General features: G+C 73.7%; 19 protein-coding genes. 7 read left to right on the plus strand and 12 right to left on the minus strand.

Translation table 11 applies throughout. The features are described 5' to 3' along the window. Positions 1–101: 101 nt before the first annotated feature. Together ABEA81_RS14865 and ABEA81_RS14870 are read right to left on the minus strand one after the other, a co-directional pair. Positions 102–1,565 carry an aldehyde dehydrogenase (NADP(+)) gene (locus ABEA81_RS14865; RefSeq protein WP_345605638.1) on the minus strand — a complete coding sequence of 488 codons (1,464 nt, stop codon included), beginning with the start codon at positions 1,563–1,565 and terminating at the stop codon, positions 102–104. Continuing rightward, the gene (locus ABEA81_RS14870; RefSeq protein ID WP_345605639.1) at positions 1,562–2,467 is read right to left on the minus strand and encodes a fumarylacetoacetate hydrolase family protein; all 906 of its coding nucleotides are present in this window, start codon (positions 2,465–2,467) and stop codon (positions 1,562–1,564) included. Before ABEA81_RS14870 ends, ABEA81_RS14865 begins: the two co-directional genes overlap by 4 nt. Before the next feature lie 62 nt (positions 2,468–2,529). Here ABEA81_RS14870 and ABEA81_RS14875 point away from each other — a divergent pair, with 62 nt between their 5' ends. Both ABEA81_RS14875 and ABEA81_RS14880 read left to right on the plus strand, forming a co-directional pair. Further along, entirely contained in the window at positions 2,530–3,180 is a 651-nt protein-coding gene (locus tag ABEA81_RS14875) for a GntR family transcriptional regulator (RefSeq protein WP_345605640.1), read from the plus strand. Next, the gene (locus ABEA81_RS14880) at positions 3,167–4,540 is read left to right on the plus strand and encodes an FAD-binding oxidoreductase (protein WP_345605641.1); all 1,374 of its coding nucleotides are present in this window, start codon (positions 3,167–3,169) and stop codon (positions 4,538–4,540) included. The genes ABEA81_RS14875 and ABEA81_RS14880 overlap by 14 nt, the downstream gene beginning before the upstream one ends. A 63-nt stretch (positions 4,541–4,603) precedes the next feature. Here the strand turns inward: ABEA81_RS14880 and ABEA81_RS14885 are convergent, their stop codons facing one another. Next, on the minus strand, positions 4,604–5,653 hold the full coding sequence (locus tag ABEA81_RS14885; RefSeq protein WP_345605642.1) for a tartrate dehydrogenase: 1,050 nt from the start codon (positions 5,651–5,653) through the stop codon (positions 4,604–4,606). Between the two features lie 70 nt (positions 5,654–5,723). Here ABEA81_RS14885 and ABEA81_RS14890 point away from each other — a divergent pair, with 70 nt between their 5' ends. Then, complete coding sequence (locus ABEA81_RS14890) at positions 5,724–7,520, plus strand: family 20 glycosylhydrolase (RefSeq protein ID WP_345605643.1); 1,797 nt, start codon at positions 5,724–5,726, stop codon at positions 7,518–7,520. A gap of 24 nt (positions 7,521–7,544) precedes the next feature. On the opposite strand, the gene ABEA81_RS14895 is transcribed toward ABEA81_RS14890, so the two are convergent. Further along, the gene (locus tag ABEA81_RS14895) at positions 7,545–8,537 is read right to left on the minus strand and encodes a polysaccharide deacetylase family protein (RefSeq protein ID WP_345605644.1); all 993 of its coding nucleotides are present in this window, start codon (positions 8,535–8,537) and stop codon (positions 7,545–7,547) included. A gap of 123 nt (positions 8,538–8,660) precedes the next feature. On the opposite strand from ABEA81_RS14895, the gene ABEA81_RS14900 reads away from it, so the two are divergent. Then, positions 8,661–10,235 carry a putative glycoside hydrolase gene (locus tag ABEA81_RS14900; RefSeq protein ID WP_345605645.1) on the plus strand — a complete coding sequence of 525 codons (1,575 nt, stop codon included), beginning with the start codon at positions 8,661–8,663 and terminating at the stop codon, positions 10,233–10,235. A gap of 44 nt (positions 10,236–10,279) precedes the next feature. Here the strand turns inward: ABEA81_RS14900 and ABEA81_RS14905 are convergent, their stop codons facing one another. The 6 genes from ABEA81_RS14905 to ABEA81_RS14930 form a co-directional block, all read right to left on the minus strand. Then, positions 10,280–11,071: an aminotransferase class IV family protein gene (locus ABEA81_RS14905; protein ID WP_345605646.1), complete on the minus strand. Its 792-nt coding sequence runs from the start codon at positions 11,069–11,071 to the stop codon at positions 10,280–10,282. Positions 11,072–11,110: 39 nt separating this feature from the next. Continuing rightward, positions 11,111–12,289 carry an RtcB family protein gene (locus tag ABEA81_RS14910; protein ID WP_345605647.1) on the minus strand — a complete coding sequence of 393 codons (1,179 nt, stop codon included), beginning with the start codon at positions 12,287–12,289 and terminating at the stop codon, positions 11,111–11,113. A 28-nt stretch (positions 12,290–12,317) separates the two neighbouring features. Then, on the minus strand, positions 12,318–13,091 hold the full coding sequence (locus ABEA81_RS14915) for a trans-aconitate 2-methyltransferase (RefSeq protein WP_345605648.1): 774 nt from the start codon (positions 13,089–13,091) through the stop codon (positions 12,318–12,320). Further along, positions 13,088–13,606 carry a hypothetical protein gene (locus tag ABEA81_RS14920; RefSeq protein ID WP_345605649.1) on the minus strand — a complete coding sequence of 173 codons (519 nt, stop codon included), beginning with the start codon at positions 13,604–13,606 and terminating at the stop codon, positions 13,088–13,090. Before ABEA81_RS14920 ends, ABEA81_RS14915 begins: the two co-directional genes overlap by 4 nt. Positions 13,607–13,676: 70 nt before the next feature. Continuing rightward, positions 13,677–15,542, minus strand: a complete 1,866-nt coding sequence (gene dnaG, locus ABEA81_RS14925) for a DNA primase (protein ID WP_345605650.1) — start codon at positions 15,540–15,542, stop codon at positions 13,677–13,679. A 39-nt stretch (positions 15,543–15,581) separates the two neighbouring features. After that, positions 15,582–15,719 (minus strand): hypothetical protein, encoded by a 138-nt coding sequence (locus ABEA81_RS14930; RefSeq protein WP_345605651.1) that lies wholly within the window; start codon positions 15,717–15,719, stop codon positions 15,582–15,584. Positions 15,720–15,843: 124 nt separating this feature from the next. Between ABEA81_RS14930 and ABEA81_RS14935 the strand changes: the two genes are divergently transcribed. Further along, positions 15,844–16,542, plus strand: a complete 699-nt coding sequence (locus tag ABEA81_RS14935) for an HNH endonuclease family protein (RefSeq protein ID WP_345605652.1) — start codon at positions 15,844–15,846, stop codon at positions 16,540–16,542. A 214-nt stretch (positions 16,543–16,756) separates the two neighbouring features. On the opposite strand, the gene ABEA81_RS14940 is transcribed toward ABEA81_RS14935, so the two are convergent. Next, positions 16,757–17,362 carry a TetR/AcrR family transcriptional regulator gene (locus ABEA81_RS14940; RefSeq protein ID WP_345605653.1) on the minus strand — a complete coding sequence of 202 codons (606 nt, stop codon included), beginning with the start codon at positions 17,360–17,362 and terminating at the stop codon, positions 16,757–16,759. Positions 17,363–17,409: 47 nt separating this feature from the next. On the opposite strand from ABEA81_RS14940, the gene ABEA81_RS14945 reads away from it, so the two are divergent. Together ABEA81_RS14945 and sigJ are read left to right on the plus strand one after the other, a co-directional pair. Beyond that, complete coding sequence (locus tag ABEA81_RS14945) at positions 17,410–18,735, plus strand: cytochrome P450 (protein WP_345605654.1); 1,326 nt, start codon at positions 17,410–17,412, stop codon at positions 18,733–18,735. A gap of 10 nt (positions 18,736–18,745) precedes the next feature. Then, positions 18,746–19,636, plus strand: a complete 891-nt coding sequence (gene sigJ, locus ABEA81_RS14950; RefSeq protein WP_345605655.1) for an RNA polymerase sigma factor SigJ — start codon at positions 18,746–18,748, stop codon at positions 19,634–19,636. Between the two features lie 15 nt (positions 19,637–19,651). Here the strand turns inward: sigJ and ABEA81_RS14955 are convergent, their stop codons facing one another. After that, the gene (locus ABEA81_RS14955) at positions 19,652–20,221 is read right to left on the minus strand and encodes a carboxymuconolactone decarboxylase family protein (RefSeq protein WP_345605656.1); all 570 of its coding nucleotides are present in this window, start codon (positions 20,219–20,221) and stop codon (positions 19,652–19,654) included. Between the last annotated feature and the right edge of the window lie 30 nt (positions 20,222–20,251).

Genomic DNA, 20,251 nt, shown 5'->3' on the forward strand with positions numbered 1-20,251 from the left:
GCGGGCGGACGGCGAGCGTCGCGAGAGGCGCTGAGCGACGAACGGCACTCTCGTCGGCGGGGGGCACTAGGTACCGACGAGAGTGCCGTTCGTACAGCGGATCAGGCTCCTGTGAGGACTCCGTCCAGCCTGCGGGGCAGGCCCAACGGGTTCGCGTCCTGCAGGGCCTCGGGCAGCAGGGCCTGCGGGGTGTTCTGGTAGCAGACCGGGCGCAGGAACCTCCGGAGCGCCGTGGTGCCCACGCTCGTGTGGATCGACGCCGTGGTGGACGGGAACGGGCCACCGTGGTGCATCGCCCACGACACGGCCACCCCGGTGGGCCAGCCGTTGTAGACGAGCCGCCCGGCACGGTCGCGCAGCGCGTCGAGCAGGGGCGGCAGCGCGGCGGCGTCGGCGTCCTCGGCGTGCACGGTGGCGGTGAGGTTGCCCCCGAACGCCTCGGCCGCGGCGAGCATCTCGTCGCCGTCGGCGTACTCCACGATGATCGACGTGGGCCCGAAGCACTCCTGCAGGATCGGGTCCGGGTCGGCGAGGAGCTCCTTGGCCGTGGTGGCGAGCAGCGTGGGCGCCACGCCGGAGTCGCTCTCGGCGCCGTGCACGAGCGTGCGCACCGGGCCGAGGCCCTCCAGCCGGTCGCGCTCGTGGGCGTGGCCCTCGCGGATCCGGTCGTTCAGCATGCCGGCGGGCGAGGTGCCCCGGACCGCCTCGACCAGCCGCTCCTCCAGGCCGTGGCCCGCGGGGAGGAACAGCAGTCCGGGCTTGGTGCAGAACTGCCCGGTGCCCAGCGTGAACGAGCCCACGTAGCCGTCGGCGATGTCGGCGCCCCGGGCCGCGATGGCCGCGGGCGTGACGAACACCGGGTTGAGGCTGCCGAGCTCGCCGTAGAACGGGATCGGCTCCGCGCGCTTGGTGGCGATGTCGAGCAGGGCGAGGCCGCCCTTCACCGAGCCGGTGAAGGCGCCCGCCTTGATGCGCGGGTCGGAGAGGATCGTCGACCCGGCCTCCATGCCGTGGACCACCGCGAAGGTGCCCTCGGGGGCGCCGGCCGCGCGCAGCGCCTCGACGAGCACCTCGCCGGTGCGCACGGAGAGCTGCGGGTGGCCGGGGTGGGCCTTGACGACGACCGGGCAGCCGGCCGCGAGCGCCGATGCGGTGTCGCCGCCGGGCACGCTGAACGCGAACGGGAAGTTGCTCGCGGCGAACACCGCGACCGGGCCGAGCGGCACGAGCATCCGGCGCAGGTCCGGCCGCGGCACCGGCTTGGCGCCGGCGTCGGCGGAGTCGAGGGTCACCTCGAGGTAGGAGCCCTCCTCGAGCGCGTCGGCGAACAGCCGCAGCTGGCCGCTGGACCGGGCCACCTCGCCGGTGAGCCTGCCCTCCGGCAGCGACGACTCCTCGATCGCGATCGGTACGAGCTCGCCCGCCGCGGCGTCGAGCGCATCGGCGGCCGCGCGCAGCAGCCGGGCGCGTTCGGCGGGACGCAGGGCGGCGAGCGGCCCGGCGGCCTGCGCCGCCGCGGCGAGCACGCGCTCGAGCTCCTCGGGGGTGGTATCGGTGACTGTCACTGCTGGCCCTTCCTCCTGGCTGCGGGCCGCTCAGCGGCGTCCACCAGCCAGGACAGTGGTTCGCGGCCCCGTACGACGGGGTTGGACAGGGTGCCGACCTGCGCGATCTCGATGTCGACGCGGTCGCCCTCCGTGAGCGAGAAGTCCAGCTCCGGGACGATGCCCGTGCCGGTGGACAGGATCGCGCCGTCGGGGAAGTCGCTGGGGGCGTAGAGCACCCCCACCAGCTCCTCGAGCGTGCGGTGCAGGCGGGCGGTGCTCGTCTCGCCCTCGAACACGACGGCGTCGCCGCGCACGACCTTCATGCTGATGGCGAGATCGGCCGTGTCGACCTCCCACGCAGGCCGGATACCCGTGGCCACCGCGCAGCAACCGTTGAAGATCTTCGCCTGCGGGATGTAGAGCGGGTTCTCGCCCTCGATGGAGCGCGAGCTCATGTCGTTGCAGACCGTGTAGCCGACGATCTCACCGCGGCTGTTGGCGACGACCGCGAGCTCCGGCTCGGGGACGTCGACCTCCGAGTCGGCGCGCACGGCCACCGGCTCGCCGTCGGTGACCACCCGCCACGCCACCGACTTGAGGAACAGCTCGGGGCGCGGCGCGTCGTAGACCAGCTCGTACACCGACGCCTGGACGCTCTCCTCCACCCGGCCCTCGCGCGAGCGCTCGTAGGTGACGCCGGACGCCCACACCTCGGTGCGCCCGTCGACGGGCGGCAGGTAGGTGACGGAGTCGGCGTCCACCTCCCCTCCGGCGGGCTCCAGCCCGGCGCGCAACGCGTCGAGCGGTTCGCGCAGGAGCTCGGCCACCGAGCCGAAGCGGACCGGGGCGATCTTCCCGTCCCGGCGCACCCCCACCCGTGGCTGTGCGGCCCCTTGCTCGACGTAGCGGACGATCTCCATGCTCTCCACCGGCTCCTGTCCGTCGCGTCATCGCTGCCCCCGGATCCTATAGGATCTTGCCGGTGTTGCCAGGGCGGCTGGTCGACGACGTCCACGAGACGATCAAGGCGCGGATCATGGATCACGCGATCGCGCCGGGGGCCCGGCTGTCCATCGACGGGCTCGCCCGCGAGCTCGGCGTCTCCCCCACCCCGGTCCGCGAGGCCCTCGCCCGGCTGGAGTCGGCGCAGCTCGTTGTGAAGGAGCCGCTGCGCGGCTACCGCACCACGCCGCTGCTCACCCCCGACCAGCTGGCCGACCTCTACCGCTTCCGGCTGCTCATCGAGCCATGGGCCGCGGCCACGGCGGCCGAGCGGGCCACCCCGGCGGGCCGCGCCCGGCTCAGGGCCGAGCTCGCCACCGCCGACGCCCCCGAGGCCGACACCTACCCCGCGTACCGCGCGTTCTCCGCCCACGACGCCCGCTTCCACCTGCTGCTGGCCGAGCTCGCGGGGAGCGACCAGGTGCGGGAGGCGTTCCAGCGCACGAACTGGCACCTGCACATCTACCGCCAGCACTACCACCGCGGCATCGGCCCGCAGGCGCTCGCCGAACACCGGCGGATCGCCGACGCCGTGCTCGCCTGCGATCCCGCGGCGGCGGCGGACGCGGTGCGGGACCACCTCGAGCTGTCGCACGCCCGTCTCAGGGAGGAGAACCATGACCGTCGTTGACGAGCTGGCCGCAGGCCTCCCGGCCGACGCGCTGATCACCGATTCCGCGAGCACCGACGCCTACCGCTTCGACGAGGCGAGCTTCTGCGCGGCGGGGGCGCCGCTCGCGGTGGTCCGCCCCACGGAGACCGAGCAGGTGCAGCACGTGCTGCGGGTGGCGTCGGCGCACCGGGTGCCGGTGGTGCCGCAGGGCGCGCGGTCGGGCCTGTCCGGGGCCGCCAACGCCGTGGACGGCGGCATCGTGCTCGCGCTGACCCGGATGGACCGCATCCTGGAGATCGACCCCGTCGACCAGGTGGCCGTGGTCGAGCCCGGCGTGCTCAACGCCGTGCTGTCCCGCGCGGTGCTGGAGCAGGGCATGTACTACCCGCCCGACCCGTCGTCGTGGGAACTGTCGACGATCGGCGGCAACCTCGCCACCAACGCGGGCGGGCTGTGCTGCGTGAAGTACGGCGTCACCACCGACTTCGTGCGCGGGCTCGAGGTCGTCACCGCGAGCGGGGAGCTGCTGCGCACCGGGCGGCGCACCGCGAAGGGCGTGGCGGGCTACGACCTCACGAAGCTGATCGTCGGCTCCGAGGGCACCCTCGGCGTGATCACGAAGGCGACGCTCGGGCTGAAGCCCGCCCCGGAGCCCGCGCTCACCATGGCCGCCGCCTTCGCCTCGCCCGCGGACGCCCTCTCGGCCGTCACCCGGATCATGGCCGCAGGCCTCCAGCCGTCGCTGTGCGAGTTCCTCGACCGCGTCACCGTGCAGGCCATCCAGGACTACCGCGACATGGGCCTGCCCACCGGCGCCGGCGCGCTGCTGCTCACGCAGTCCGACCGCGGGCCGCGCGCCGCCGAGGACGTCGAGGCGATGGGCGCGATCTGCACCGAGCTGGGCGCGCTCGACGTCGCCGTCGCATCCGACGCGACCGAGTCGGAGATGCTCATGCAGGCGCGGCGGATCGTCCACTTCGCGGTGGAGAAGCTCGGGTCGACGCTCATCGACGACGTCGCCGTGCCCCGCGCCAAGCTCGTGGAGCTGCTCGACGGCATCACCGCGATCGCCGTGGAGCACGACGTGCTCGTCTCCTGCCCCGGCCACGTCGGCGACGGCAACATGCACCCCACCGTGATCTTCGACCGGGGCGACCCGGCCGCCGTCGAGCGGGCCCAGCGGGCGTTCGACGCGATCATGCAGCTCGGCCTGGCACTGGGCGGCACGATCACCGGCGAGCACGGCGTGGGTGTCCTGAAGCGCGGCTGGCTCGAGACGGAGCTGGGGGAGCTGAGCCTGGGCCTGCACCGCAAGATCAAGGAAGCCTTCGACCCGCTGGGCATCCTGAACCCGGGCAAGGTGCTCGCGGCGCGCTGACCCGTTGCAGCAAAGCCACTTTCATGCAACGAGGTGGCATGAAAGTGGCTTTGCTGCAATCCGTCAGGCCCCCAGAGCGGCCACCAGTGCCTGGGTCGCCTCCGTCGTCGACGCCGTTCCGCCCAGGTCCCTCGTGCGCGTCTCCGGCTCGGCCAGGGTCTTCTCCATCGCCCGCAGGATGTCGGCGGCCGCCGCCCCGTGGCCCAGGTGCTCCAGCATCATCGCGGCCGACCACACCGCGCCCACGGGGTTGGCGATGCCCTGGCCCGCGATGTCCGGTGCCGAGCCGTGCACCGGCTCGAACATGGAGGGGAACTCCTCCTCCGGGTTCAGGTTGCCGGACGGGGCGATGCCGATCGAGCCGGCGACGGCGGCGGCGAGGTCGGAGAGGATGTCGCCGAACAGGTTCGAGCCGACGACCACGTCGAACCGCTGCGGCTGCAGCACGAACTTCGCGGCGAGCGCGTCGATGTGCTCGCTGTCGAAGCGGACGTCCGGGTGCCGGGCCGCGCGCTCGGCCACCACCTCGTCCCAGAACGGGAGCGTGTGCACGATCCCGTTCGACTTGGTGGCCGAGGTGACGTAGCCGCGCCGGGAGGCGGCGAGCTCGAACGCGTAGTCGGCGATCCGGCTCACCCCGACGCGGGTGAAGATCGCCTCCTGGATCGCGGCCTCGTCCGGGAAGCCCCGGTTCACCCGGCCGCCCACCTCGGAGTACTCGCCCTCGACGTTCTCCCGCACGACCACGAAGTCGACGCCGTCGGCGCCGCGGAGCGGGCTCTGCACGCCCTCGAACACGCGGATCGGCCGCAGGTTGACGTACTGCCGGAACGCGCGCCGGATCGGGATGAGCAGGCCCCACAGCGAGACGTGGTCGGGCACACCGGGCCAGCCGACCGCGCCGAGCAGGATCGCGTCGAACCCGCGCAGCGTCTCGATGCCGTCGACCGGCATCATCGCGCCCTCGCGCTGGTAGCGCCGGCAGGACCAGTCGAACTCCGTGTACTCGAGCATGACGCCGTGCCGCGCGCACGCGGCGTCGAGCACGGTGCGGGCGGACTCGATGACCTCGGTACCGATCCCGTCGCCGGGGATCACTGCGATGCGGCTCACGACGACGAGTATCGACGCCGGCGCGGGGCGTCCCACGGACAGGGCCGGAACCACAGGGCACCATGATCGCGTGCCGCTGCCGACCGCTGCCCTCTTCCCCGTCCCGCGCTCGATCGAGCTGCTCGCCGAACCCGGCCCGGCGACCGACGCCGCGGTCCGGGTGCACCACGACCCGGACCTGCCGGAGCAGGGCTACGCACTGGTGCGCGACGGCTCGGGCACGCGGATCGGCTATCGCGACGACGCCGGGCTCCGCTACGCCCGCCAGACCCTCGACCAGCTGCGCGCCGCTCCCGAGCTCTCCGGGCGGGCGGTCCGCGTGCGGGACTGGCCGGACTTCGCCGTCCGCGGCTTCCTGCTCGACGTCAGCCGTGACCGGGTGCCCACCCGCCGCACCCTGCGCCGTTACGTCGAGATCCTCGCGGCCGCCCGGATGAACCAGTTCGAGCTCTACACCGAGCACACCTTCGCCTACGCCGACCACGCCCCGGTGTGGGCCGCCGCCAGCCCGCTCACGGCCGACGACATGCGCTGGCTCGACTCCCTGTGCGCGGCGCACGGGATCACGCTGGTCGCGAACCAGAACACGCTCGGGCACATGGAACGCTGGCTCGCCCACGAGCCGTACCGGCACCGCGCCGAGAAGCCGGAGGGGTTCACGATCCACGGCCGGCACCGCAGGCCCAGCACCCTGCAGCCGACGCCCGAGAACGCCGCGTTCGCGGTCGGGCTCGTGCGGGAGCTCGCCGGCACGGTGCGCGCCCGCCGGGTGAACATCGGCGCGGACGAGCCGTGGGAGCTGGGCAAGGGCCGCAGCGCCGCCGACGCGGCCGAGCGCGGCCTCGGCCGGGTCTACCTCGACCACCTGCTCCGGGTGGCCACCCCGCTGCTCGAGGACGGCTACGAGGTCATGTTCTGGGCCGACGTCGTCGCCGACCACCCCGAGGTCGCGGAGGCGCTGCCGGACAGCGGGCTGGTCCCGGTGGTGTGGCAGTACGACGGCCCGGCCCACGCACGCGCGGCCATCGACAGGGCCACCGCGGAGAAGCGCGCGCAGTGGGCGGCCGACGGGTTCGACATGGAGGCGCTCGCGGGCGGCTTCCGCCGGCGGGCCAAGGCGCTCACCTCGGCCGGGCGGCCGTTCTGGGTGGCGCCGGGCACCGGAGCGTGGAACTCGCTCGTGGGGCGGCTGGACAACGCGGTCGAGAACCTCCTCGACGCCGCCGAGATCGGCCACGAGCACGGCGCGGGCGGCTACGTGGTGACGACGTGGGGCGATCACGGCCACCACGAGCCCCCCACCGTGACCTATCCCGGCCTGCTGTTCGGGGCGGCCGTGAGCTGGTGCCTCGACAGCAACCGGGACATCGACGTCGCCGCGGCGCTCGACCGCGTGGTCTTCGACGGCCCCGGCCTCGGCGCGGCGCTCACCGCGGCGGGCTCGGTCGCCGACCTGGTCGACGCGCCGCTCCTCAACGGCTCCGCGCTCTTCGCCGCGCTGTTCGCGTACGTCGACGTACCCGTCGTGGCGCCGGACCGGCTGGCCGAGGCCGAACGCGTCCTGTCGGCGGCGGCCGACAGCCTCGCGCGCGCCCGGCCGGCCGCCGCCGACGGCGACATCGCGGTGCGGGAGACCGCGCAGTCCATCGCACTGGCCCGCTTCGCGGTGGCGCTCCTCGCGGCGGGCGGGGTGGCCGGGGCGAGTCCCGCAGCGGCCGCCGACCTGCTGGCCGGCCTCGACGAGCTGCTCGTCGCGCAGCGGGCGTGCTGGCTGCTCAGCGCCCGCCCCGGCGGGCTGGACGACAGCATCGCGCGGTTCGCCCCGCTCCGTGCCGCCCTCGCGCGGCGGGCGGCGGCAGCTCGGTAGGGCGAGGCTCGGTAGGGCGAGGGCTCAGTAGGGCGAGGCGGCGGCCGCGTACTGGGCGGCCGGGGCCGCCTTGCCCGTCGGGTAGGAGATCACCGCCGGGTTGCCGTCGGAGGTGTAGCGGGTGGTGGGGCTCGCCGCCATCTTGTCCAGCCACACCGTGGACCCGAACTCGGCCTCCTCCCCCGCCGGGCCCTCCGAGCGGATCCGCGGGATGGCCAGCGGCTTGAACTCCTCGGCGAACGGCGACGGGGCCGGGTTCGCGCCCACCAGCAGCACGCCCGAGTAGTCGTACCCGTCCCCGTGCGCCGCGACCTCGGGCGGCCGCGGGGTCGCGCCGAACGGGAGCGCGAGCGTGGCGGGCCGGTAGCCGGGCAGCGCGTCGCGGATCAGCGTGTCGCCGCGGACGATGTCGGTGCGGGCCTTGTCCGTCGACGCCGTGCGCAGGTTCAGGTGGCTGAACGTGTGGTTGCCCACCTCGAAGCCGTTGTCGTGCAGCCAGCGCAGGGCCGCCGTACCGGCCGGACCGCCGCCGAAGGGATCGGCGTTGACGTAGAGGCTCGCCACCGGCCGGAACCCGGGGTGCGCCGCGGCGACGTCGAGCAGGATGCGGATCGCCGACCCGGGGGCGGGCGTGCCGTCCGGACCGAGCGTGATCTGGGTCGGGTCGCCGTCGTCGAACGTCAGCACGACGGGGTGCGTGCCCGCCGGGATGTCGATGCGCCCGGCCGCGAAGTCGGCCGTGGTGACGGGCACGTAGTTCTCGCGCGCGAGGCGTTCCAGCTCCGCCCGGAAATCGTCGGGGGTCCGGTCGTACACCGAAGCCGGCGTGGCGACGATCCGGTGGTACATGAGCACCGGAATGCGGCCGAGCTCATTGGCCTGTACCTGCGCGGGATCGACCGGCGCTGGTGCCGGCGCCGGTGGCGCGGAAACGGGGTCGGCGGCGCCGGAATCCGTTCCGCAACCGGCGGCGGCGAGCACGGCGATCGCCGCCGCAACGATACGCAACCGAGGCATGCGGCGACGCTACCCGCGATACCACCCGGATTATCACTTGATCACACCATGGTGTTGTTCCGGCACACGGACCGTCCGGGAACTGGGAGAGTGATCACCTTCCACCGTGTCGAAGGAGTTCCGATGGACCGCCCGGTGTCCGCACCCCACCGGTTCCTGCTGCCGACCGCGATCGGGCTGATCGTCGCCGGCATGCTGGTTCTGGTCGTGGCCTGGCTGCAGCCGGACGTCACCGTGACCGGGGTGGCCGACGGCGGGTCCTTCACCCCGGCAGCACTTCGTGACGTCCAGATCACCGCGCTCACCGACCCGGCCGAGGTCGAGGTCCTGCTCGACGGCGCCCCGGCACCGGTGCGCCGCGACGGAGCCCGCTTCGTGCTCGACGCGTCCGCGCTCCCCGAGGGCGAGCACACCCTCGCGGTCCACTCCCCGGACGCCGCCATGCCGCTGCCCGGTTCCGGCACGACGATCGACTTCACGGTGGACGCCACCGCGCCCGCCGTGTTCGTCGACCCGGTTCCCCCGGCGGCCCTGCAGGCGACCGCCGAGGTCAAGGGCCGGGTCGAGGGCGCCGACGAGCTGCTCGTGAACGGCGGGCCCTACGAGCTCGAGGACGACGGCGCCTTCACCCTCACCGAACCGGCGGGCTCCGCGGACGTCGACCTGCTCGCGCGGGACGAGGCCGGCAACACGACGGAGCAGAAGGTGCCGATCCCGGTGCAGCACCCGGGCATGCGCGCGGTGCACATGACCGCGCAGGCGTGGGCCGCGCCGTCGCTGCGCGAGCCCGTGCTGCAGCTGGCGAAGGAAGGCGCCATCGACACCGTCCAGCTGGACATCAAGGACGAGGACGGCGTGGTCGGCTACACCTCCCAGGTGCCGCTGGCCGTCGAGATCGGCGCGAACAAGGGCTACTACGACGCGCGCGCCGCACTGGACCAGCTGCACGCCGCCGGCCTGCGCGTCGTCGGGCGGATCGTGGCGTTCCGCGACCCGGTGCTCGGGGCGGCGTCGTGGCGGGACGGGCACCCCGAACGGCTGGTGCAGAACGCGAACGGGACCCCCTATACGAGTGGTTACGGTCAGTACGCTTTCACCAACTTCGCCAATCCCGACGTGCGCGCCTACAACGTGGCGCTCGCCGAGGAAGCCGCCGCGCTCGGGTTCGACGAGATCCTCTACGACTACGTTCGGCGGCCGGACGGCGCCATTTCCGGAATGCATTTCGAGGGCCTCACGACCACCCCCGAGCAGTCGATCGCCGACTTCCTCGCGGAGACCCGGCCGGCCGTCCGGAAGCACGGTGCACTGCTCGGCGCCTGCGTGTTCGGTATTGCCGCGACGCGCCCCACCCAGATCGCGCAGGACATCACGTTGATGGCCAAGTACGCCGACTACGTGGCGCCGATGGTGTACCCGTCGCACTGGGGGCGCGGCGAGTACGGCGTGGCGAACCCGGAGTCGTCACCCTTCGACATCACGGCCCGCTCGCTGGCCGACTTCCAGAAGCTGACGCAGGGCACCGGGTCCTCGGTGATCCCGTGGCTGCAGGCGTTCAGCCTCCGGGTGCACTACGGGGCGACCGAGGTGCGGGCGCAGATCGATGCCGCGGAGTCCATCGGCATCCGCTCGTTCATCCTCTGGGACCCCAACTGCCGCTACGCGCAGGCCGACGCCCTGCGCCCGGCAACCCAGTGAGCCAGGTGCAGCGAGTCAGGTGCAGCGAGTCAGGGCGCGGTGAGTCAGGGCGCGGTGAGCGGTTCCGCGTCGTAGGCCCGGTGCAGGAGCGCGAGGAAGTCGGGCGCATCGGGCACCGGCACCGGGCCGATGCGCCGCACCGCGACCCCGGGCGTCCACGAGTTCATGACGACGGCCCCGGACAGCGCAGGCAGGTCGGCGAGGGTGACCTCCTGCTCCCGCTGCGGCACCCCGATGCGCTCCAGCTGCCGGCGCAGGATCTGCATCGTGATGCCGCCGAGCACCTCCGCCTCGGGCCACACGACGGCGGCGCCGTCCCAGAACGCCAGGTTCCAGATCGTCGCCTCGCCGATCCGGCCCCTGCGGTCGACGAACGCGGCGTCGTCGTAGCCCTGCGCGACGGCCCGGCGCTTGAGATGGGTCTTGGCCGCCTCCCCGACGTGCTTCACCGCGGGGAGGTACCGCTCGTGCTCGACGGCCGTGAGCGCAAGGGGCCCCTCGGGCCCGGACGCGGCCGGGCCGGTGCGGACCAGCACGTCGAGCCCTGCGTCCTCCGCCGTCGTGAACTCCCCCGCCGGCTGGTGCACGAAGGCCATCAGCGACGCGTCCGCCGGGCCCGCCTCGACGGCGCTCCGCAGGTAGGACCGCATCCGCTCGTCGGGCAGGGCCCGGCCGAACAGCTCCGCCGACTGGGCCCGTAGCCGCGCCAGGTGCAGGTCGAGTCCGCGGATCCGGCCCCCGCGCACCTGCGCAGCGGTGAAGTGCGCGTAGCCCGCGAAGGCGAGCGGGGCCAGGTCCTCGGTGGTGGCCGGGCGGCCGTTGCGGTGGACGATCACGCGTCGACGGTAAGGACTGACATCAGTGTGAAGGTCAAGTCAGTCACCCTTGACGTTCAGCACCTGGCGCAGCGTGTGCTCCACCGCCACCAGGTCCTTCGCGTCCTCCATGATCTGGTCGACGTCCTTGTACGCCGAAGGGATCTCGTCGAGGAACGCCGCGGCGTTCGCCGCCCGCCACTCGATGCCCGTCATGGCCTCGGCGAGCTGCTCCACCGTGAACCTGGCCCGTGCGGCCCGCCGCGAGAAGTTGCGGCCCGCCCCGTGCGGCGCCGAGTGGAACGCGGCCGGGTTGCCCAGGCCGGCCACCACGTACGAGCGCGTGCCCATGGAGCCCGGGATGAGCCCGCGGCGGCCGGGCGAGGCGTCGATCGCGCCCTTGCGGGTGAGCCAGACGTCCGTACCGTAGTGCCGCTCCTGCTCGGTGTAGTTGTGGTGGCACTGGACGTCCTCGGCGCGCTCGATCTCCCGGCCCGCCCACGCGGCGACGCACCCGACGACCCGGTCGAGCATCTCGGCGCGGTTCTCGCGGGCGAAGCGCTGGGCCCAGCGCAGCTCCCGGACGTAGTGCCAGAACTCGTCGGTGCCTTCCTCCAGGTGGGCGAGGTCGCGGTGCGGCAGCTCGACCCCCGACCGCTCGCACAGCCGCTGCGCGGTGCGGATGTGCCGCTGCGCGATCTTGTTGCCGACGCCGCGCGAGCCGGAGTGCAGGAACACCCACAGCCGGTCGGCCTCGTCGAGGCACACCTCGATGAAGTGGTTGCCCGCTCCGAGCGTGCCCAGCTGCAGCCGCCAGTTCCCCGCGTAGGACGCCGGGTCGAACTCCGCCCGCTCGGCGAGCGCCTCCAGCTCGGTGACGCGAGTCGCCGCCGTGTCCGTCAGCCGCCGGTTGTAGCCGCCCTTGGAGACGGGAACCGCCCCCTCGATCGCCTCCCGCAGCGCGGAGAGCTCGCCCCGCTCGGTGACGTCGCCCTTCGTGAGCTGGGTGCGCACCGCGGCCATGCCGCACCCGATGTCGACGCCGACGCTCGCCGGCATCACCACCCGCACGGTGGGGATCACGCTGCCGACGGTGGATCCCATGCCGAGGTGCGCGTCGGGCATCAGCGCGACGTGCGGGTGCACGAACGGCATGCGGGCCGTCCGGAGCGCCTGCTCACGCGTGGCGTCCTCGAGGATCGACGCCCAGCTCAGCAGGCCATCCGCGATCTTCTCCACGCAGGAGGTCTACCAGCCGTCAGCCGCCCTACACCTGCGATTTGTGCGCCACCGCGAAGATCCTCCGGAACGGGAACCAGGTGCTCCCGTCGGCGTTCGGGGGGTAGGCCCCGCGCAGGCGGGGCGCCAGCTCGGCGCGGAACGCCTCGTAGTCGGCGGGGGCCAGAGCGTCGCGGACGGGGCGCAGCGCGGTGCCGCTCACCCACTGCAGGACCGGGTCCTCGCCGGTGAGGCGCTGCAGGTAGGTGGTCTCCCAGACATCGACGTCCGCCGCGTGCATCGCGAGGAGCTCCGTGTACTCGGCCGGCTCCCGCACGGCCAGTTCGCCGCGCAGCTCCACGCTCCCCCGCCATCGCGGCTCGGCGGCGAGCTCCCGGATCAGCGCGTGGGACGGGGCGCCGAGGTTGCCCGGCACCTGCATCGCGAACCACGCCCCGGCCGGCAGCGCCTCCAGCCAGCGGGGCAGCAGCCGCGGGTGCGACGGCACCCACTGCAGCACGGCGTTGGTGACCACGACGTCCGTGCCGGGCGACGGCATCCAGTCGACGACGTCGGCGAGCTCCGCGGCGACGCCCCGCTCCCGCGCGGCCGCCACCATGTCCGGCGAGGAGTCGAGGGCCATGACCTCCGCGCCGGGCCAGCGCGCGGCGAGCAGCTCGGTGAGGTGCCCGGGCCCGCAGCCCAGGTCGACGACCCGGCGCGGCGAGGACGCCCCCACCCGCGCGAGCAGGTCGCGGAACGGGCGGGAGCGGTGGTCGTCGAAGTTCAGGTAGAGCGCCGGGTCCCAGGAGGTTGCCGTCACTCGTGCCCCAGGGTTCGTTCGACGTCGGCGACGACCTGGCGCACCATCGCCACGTCGGTGCCCGGGTCGGGCCGGACCTGCAGCACGATGCCGTCGCGGCCGGGCACCTTGCGCTGCACGAACCACGCGCCACCCCCGGGGAGGTCGCGGTGGTGGCGGCTGCGGATCGACGCCTCCACCCGGGCGTGCACGGTCTCCGGCACGCGCCCGGGTTCGACGAGCCGCAGGCGGCGCGGCGGCCGGTCGGTGAGCAGCACGGCCCCTCCGATGGTCTCGGTCTCCTCGGCCTCGATGACGGTGAGCGCGCCACCTCCCCAGGTGGCCTTGCTGACCAGGTGCCAGCCCACGAGCCGTGCGCCATCCGTGCCGGGCAGCCACAGCCCGTGGGACGTGACGACCAGGCGCTCGCCGTCCCCGAGCGCCGCCATCGCGACCACGTGCTCGTCGGGCGCGAGCCGCCCCGCGACGTCCGCGGGCACCTCCTCGCGCCCGAGCAGCTTGCGCAGGAAACTCATCGCTCGGCCTCGCTGCGCTCGGCCGGCGCTTCGCGGGTGCGCTGTGACATCCATTCGCTCGCAAGCTCGCTCATCGCGCCGCCTGCTCGCGCAGCGCGATCCGGTACTGCTCGAGCGGCACCAGGTCGCCGAAGAGCTGGTGGTAGGCGTCGGGGTCCTCCACCGGGTTGGTGCGCTGCAGGCGGGCCTTCAGCTCGGCCACCTGCGCCTCGACCAGCGCCAGCCGCACCCCGGCGATGACGCTGCCGACGTAGCGGGCCTCGTCGGTGTTGCGCCTGGGCAGCTCGAGGGGCTCCACGGCCAGCTCGGTGACCAGCGGGCGGGCCTCCTGCGAGCACTCCGCGAGCACCGCCTCCAGCCACGCGTGACCCTCGCGGCCGCTGCACACGCCACCCGCGGCCTGCACGGCGCGGTGCACGGCGGCGAACACCGGATGGACGAAGACCTGCTCGGGCAGCTCGTCGTAGCTCGGCCCGGCGACCGCCGGGATCTGCAGGGCCGCCTTCAACGCCTCGCGCTGCAGGTGCAGGCGCGGGTCGTCCTTGGACGGCGGCGCGGGCGCCTCGCGCCGACCGTTGCGGCCGCCCCGAACCGGCTCCGCGGGCGCCCCGGCCGCCTCCCGGACCCGCCGGACGACCATCGCGATGTCGTCCCAGCTGGTCCAGCCCGCGAGGCGGCGGGCGTACTCGTCGCGCAGGTCCTCGCGCTTGATCCGGGCCACGAGCGGCACCGTGCGTTGCAGCGCGGCGACGCGCCCTTCCGCGGTGTCGAGGTTGTGATCGCGCAGCATGCTGCGGATCGCGAACTCGAACAGCGGCTCGCGCCGCGCCACCAGGTCGCGCACGGCGGTGTCGCCGTGGCTCTGCCGCAGCTCGCACGGGTCCTGCCCGTCCGGCGCGACCGCGACGAACGTCTGCGCCGCGAAGCTCTGGTCGCCCTCGAAGGCCTTGAGCGCCGCCGCCTGGCCCGCCGCGTCGCCGTCGAAGGTGTAGATCACCTCGCCGAGGTCGAACGAGTCGTCGCCGATGAGGCGGCGGATCACCGAGATGTGCTCGGCCCCGAAGGCCGTGCCGCACGAGGCGACGGCGGTGGGCACGCCGGCGAGGTGCATCGCCATCACGTCGGTGTAGCCCTCGACGACCACCACCTGGCGCCGCTTGGCGATCTCCCGCTTGGCGAGGTCGAGCCCGAACAGCACCTTGGTCTTGTGGTAGACGGGTGTGTCGGAGGTGTTGAGGTACTTGGCCTCGATGCCGTCGTCGTCGAACAACCTGCGGGCGCCGAACCCGACGACGTCGCCGCCGAGGTCCTTGATCGACCACAGCAGGCGCCGGTGGAACCGGTCGATCGGGCCGCGCCTGCCCTCCTTGGACAGGCCCGCCTTCATCAGCTCGTCGAGCGTGAACCCGGCCGAGAGCAGGTGTTTGGTGAGCAGGTCCCAGCCGGCGGGCGCGTACCCGCAGCCGAAGTGCTGCGCCGCCGCGACGTCGAAGCCGCGGCTGGTAAGGAACTGGACCGCCGTGGCGGCCTCCGGCGTCTTGAGCTGCGCGGCGTAGAACTCGGCGGCCCTCTTGTTGGCCTCCAGCAACCGCGAGCGCGTGCCGCGGTCGCGCTGCACCGAGCTGCCGCCGCCCTCGTAGGTGAGCCGGAGGCCGACCCGCTCGGCGAGCCGCTCGACCGCCTCGACGAACGAGATGTGGTCCATCTTCATGAGGAACGCGATGGCGTCGCCGCCCTCACCGCAGCCGAAGCAGTGGAACGTGCCGTGGCTGGGGCGGACGTTGAACGACGGCGTCTTCTCGTCGTGGAAGGGGCACAGGCCCTTCAGCGACCCCGCCCCGGCGCGGCGCAGGGCGACGTACTCGCCGACGACCTCGTCGATGCGGACTCGGTCGCGGACCTCCGCGATGTCACTGTCCCGGATCCGGCCCGCCACGGGCTGAAGTCTAGGCACGCCCACCGACGGGCCGGCGCGCTACCGGCGCTGGCGGACCGCCACCCGCTCCGGGCGCCGGTCCCGGTCCAGCAGCAGCGGCACGGAGGCCATCACGAGCAGCACCGCGAGCCCGCCGCCTGCGGCCAGCACGGTGAGCACGTCCGCGAAGTTCGTCATGGCTCCACGATCCGCCCGGAACACGGAGAGGAACCTCAGCCGGAGGTATGGATTCGGCGTGAACGCTCGGCCTTTCGGCCGAGCAGGCCAGGCGCCGGCTACGCAGCACCTGCATCCTATGACGGTGCGTGACCGCCTTCTCGGGATCGTCCTCGTGTCCGCGGCGTTGGCGCTCACGGGTTGCGCCGGGCTCCAGGTGCGGATCGATCCCGCCCCACTCCCCACCGGCGACGCCGCGACGGCACTGACCACGCTCCCCGTCAAGGGCCGCGCACTGCGCACCGGGTACGACCGCGAGGAGTTCGGCCAGTCCTGGAGCGACGTCGACCGCAACGGCTGCGACCAGCGCAACGACGTCCTCGCCCGCGACCTCACCGAGGTCGAGTACCGGCCCGGGACGCACTCGTGCGTGGTGCAGGCAGGTACGTTCACCGATCCCTACTCCGGCCGCACGGTGCCCTTCCAGCGCGGCCGGGGCACGAGCGACGACGTGCAGATCGACCACGTCGTTGCGCTGGCCAACGCGTGGCAGACCGGCGCCCAGCAGCTCGACGGGGAAGCCCGCGAGCGGTTCGCCAACGACCCGCTCAACCTGATGGCCGCCGAGGGGGAGGTCAACCAGCAGAAGGGCGACGGTGACGCCGCCACCTGGCTACCACCCGCCCGCGGCTTCCGCTGCGCCTACGTGGCCCGGCAGGTGGCGGTGAAGGCGAAGTACCGGCTGTGGGTCACCGCCGCCGAACGGGACGCGATCGCCGGGGTGCTCGGCGCCTGCCCCGGCCAGGAGCTGCCGCCGGACTCGGGCATCGCAGGGGCTCGGTGACCCGAGGCCGGGGCACCGGCGACTTCGTGATCGGCAGGTTCGGGACGCGGACGTGGACGGGGCCGCGGCACCCGTGCATCGTCGTCCGGATCGAGCGCGGCCGGAGGGCGTTGACAGGTGGGGGCGGTGATCAGCCGTACCGCACGGCGGTGGCGGCAACACCCGCGGGATGCGCCTGATGTCCCGGCTTGCTGATCACGAACGGGTGGGGTGATCACACCAGCCGCCGACCGAGCTCGGACCTGCTCGTCCGGTCCCGTCCCAGGGCCAGCAGGAGCGCCTCGGTCAGCTCCGCCCCGGTGGGTGCGGCGTCCGGGTCGAGCAGCCACTGCACGAGCAGGCCGTCACAGATCACGATCTGCAGCGAGGCGAGCGCCCTGGCCTGCGGCCCCTCGGGCACGCCGATCGTCTCGGAGATCATCGTCGCGACGGTGGCGCGGCTCTGCTCGTAGATCGCCGCGAGCTGGGCCCGGAGCTCGGGCTGGCGCTCGGCCTGGGCGAGCGCCTCCGTGAACGCCACGGCGAGCCCCCGGTACTCGGCGAAGGAGGCAAGCATGGCCTCCCACGACGCCGCGAGCGTGGTCATCGGATCGCCGTCCGGCTCGATCGCGAGCGCGAGCGAGCGGACGCGTTCGGCCCACTCCTGGAACGACGCCCCGAGCGCCTCGTTGAGCAGCGCCTCCTTGGACCCGAAGTGGTAGCCGATCGAGGCGAGGTTCGTGCCCGAGTCGGCCACCAGGTCCCGCGCGGTCGTGCGCGCGTAGCCGCGCTTCTCGAGGCAGCGGCGCGCCGCGGCGAGCAGGTCCTCCCGATGTCCCACGCGGCGATCCTAGCCAGCGTATCTATACGTACGTATGATCGGGTGGCATGCAGCCGGTTCCCGGTCCCCGCCTCCCGTCCGCCCTGCAGACCGTGCTGGTCTGGTGCCTCCCGCGCTGGTTCCTCGACCGCTGCCACCGCCGCTACGGCGACGTGTTCGCCGTGTACGCCGCGCCGACGGGCACGCTGGTCTACCTCGCCGATCCCGACGACATCAGGACGGTGTTCGCCGGTGACCCCGAGACGTACCGGGCGGGCGAGGCGAACGCGGTGCTGGGTGGCGTCCTCGGGGAGAGTTCCGTGCTGCTGCTCGACGGGGCGCAGCACCGTGAGCGGCGACGGCAGATGCTGCCGCCGTTCCACCGCGACGCGGTGCGCCGGCAGGCCGAGCAGATGGCGGAGATCGCCGCGGCCGACGTCGCGACCTGGCCGCTGGGGCGGGAGTTCCCGGTGGCGCCGCGGATGGCGGCGATCACGCTCGAGGTCATCCTGCGCATCGTGATCGGCAGCCGGGACGAGCGGCGCCTCGACGCGCTGCGCCGCGCGCTCCCGCCCGTGGTGAACACGGGCCTGTTGGAGGCCGCCGCCATGGTCCACCGGCCCCTGCTGCACCACTGGCCGTGGCGCGGTGTCCGGCGCGCCCGCGCCGAGGCCGACCGGCTGCTGCGGGCCGAGATCGCCGACCGGCGGGCCGACCCCGAGCTCGCCGAGCGCACGGACGTCCTCGCGATGCTCGTCCGATCGACGGACATGACCGACACCGAGCTGCGCGACCAGCTCATGACGCTGCTGATGGCCGGCCACGAGACCACCGCCACCGCCCTGTCCTGGACCCTCGAACGGCTGGTACGCCACCCCGACGCGCTCACCCGCGCCGTGCGGGCCGCCGACGGGGCCGAGGACGGGGACGAGTACCTCGACGCGGTCGTCCGGGAGAGCCTGCGGGTCCGCCCGGTGATCTTCGACGTGGTCCGCGAGCTCGCGGCGCCGGCCGAGGTCGCGGGCCACCGGCTGCCCGCGGGCGTGACCGTGGTGCCCGCCATCGGGCTCGTGCAGCGCTCGGCGCGGCAGTACCCGGACCCGCTGCGCTTCGACCCGGACCGGATGGTCGGCGCCACGCTCACCCCCACCACGTGGCTGCCGTTCGGCGGCGGAGCCCGCCGCTGCCTCGGCGCCACGTTCGCGCAGGTCGAGATGCGGGTGGTGCTGCGCGAGATCCTGCGCAGCGTCGAGCTGGCCCCCACCACCGCCCGGTCCGAGCGCCAGCGCGCCAAGCACGTCACGCTCGTCCCGCACCGCGGGGCCCGGATCCGGGTGCTCGCGCGGCGCCGCTCCGAACGGGCGCTACCGGCCGCTGTCAGCGGCCACGCGTAGCGTCGGCGCCGTGCTGACCGACGAGCGGGTGTTCGAGGAGCACCGGGCGCACCTCGTCCGCGTGGGCTACCGGATCACCGGCAGTCTCGCCGACGCCGAGGACGCGGTGCAGGAGGCGTGGCTGCGCCTCGCGGGGCTGGACGCCGCGGCACGCGCGGAGATCCGCGACGAGCGGGCGTGGCTCACCACCGTGGTGGGCAGGCTGTGCCTCGACCGGCTGCGCTCGGCGGCCGCCCGCCGCGAGCACTACGTCGGCCCGTGGCTGCCCGAACCGCTGCTCACCAGCGGCGACTCGGACGAACCGCTCGCTGCGGTGGTGCGCGACGAGGGCGTGCGGATGGCCGCGATGGTCGTGCTGGAGCGCCTCTCCCCACCGCAGCGGGTGGCGTTCGTGCTGCACGAGGCCCTGGCGCTGCCGTACGCGCAGATCGGCGAGGTGCTCGGCTGCCCGGAGGCCACGGCCCGCCAGCACGCGGCCCGGGCCCGCAAGATCGTGGCGGACGCCGACCCGCCGCCGCGGGCGTCCACCGCCGAGCAGGAGGCTCTGCTGGCCCGCTTCAGCGAGGCGATCTCCCGCGCCGACGGGGCCGCTCTGGTGGAGCTCCTGCACCCGGACGTGGTCTGGGTCAGCGACTCCGACGGCCGCGCGCGGGCCGCCCGCCGCCCGGTCGTCGGCGCGGAGAAGGTGGCCCGGCTGCTGCTCGGGCTGATCGAGAAGTACGGCCTGGAGTCGCTGCTGCGCCATGGATCCGCGGTGCACGTCAACGGCGAGCTCGGCATCCGGACCCCGGCCACCGGCACCACGCCCGCCGGGGTCGGCGTCTTCGCCGTCCGCGACGGGCGCATCGCCGCCGTCTACCACGTGGTCAACCCCGGGAAGCTGGCGCGCCTGCCGGCGTGAGCGACGCTTGCGAGCTCACCGACCAGCGCCGAGGCGCACCTTGCACACCGCGTCGAACCCCTGGTCGGTGATGCCGAGGGCGTGGTTGGACCGGCCGCGCATGTTCTCGAGGCCGATCGCGTGGGTGAGCTCCACGAGCCCGGCCCGGCCGAACTCGGCCTCCAGCTCGGCCACCTGCGCGTCGGTCACCGTCATCGGTTGCGCGGTCATCGCGTCGGCGTAGGCGATCGCGAGCCGCTCGGCCCGGTCGTAGAGCGGGTTCGTGGCGTACTCGTCGATGTGCTCCAGCCGCTCGACGTCCAGCCCGTCGAGGCGCTGGAGCATCGTGCCGAAGTCCACGCACCACGAGCAGCCCACCACCGTGGCCGTCCGGTACACGGCCAGCTCTCGGACCCGCTTCGGCAGCACGCGCGGCGCCCACTCCTGCACGCCGTCCGCCACCAGCGACGCCCAGAACAGCCGCCGGTGGTGGCGGATCACCGCGAACGGCTCCGGGACGGCGCCGAGCTTGCGGCGGGCGAGGCGGTACACGAGCCGGCCGAAGAAGCCGGCCTCGGACTCGGGGACCGCGGGGATGCGGGGCATGTCGTCCTCCTCGATGTGGCCTACGCAGAG

Origin of the sequence: Pseudonocardia adelaidensis, assembly GCF_039543345.1 — a bacterium.
Taxonomy (GTDB): Bacteria; Actinomycetota; Actinomycetes; order Mycobacteriales; family Pseudonocardiaceae; genus Pseudonocardia; species Pseudonocardia adelaidensis.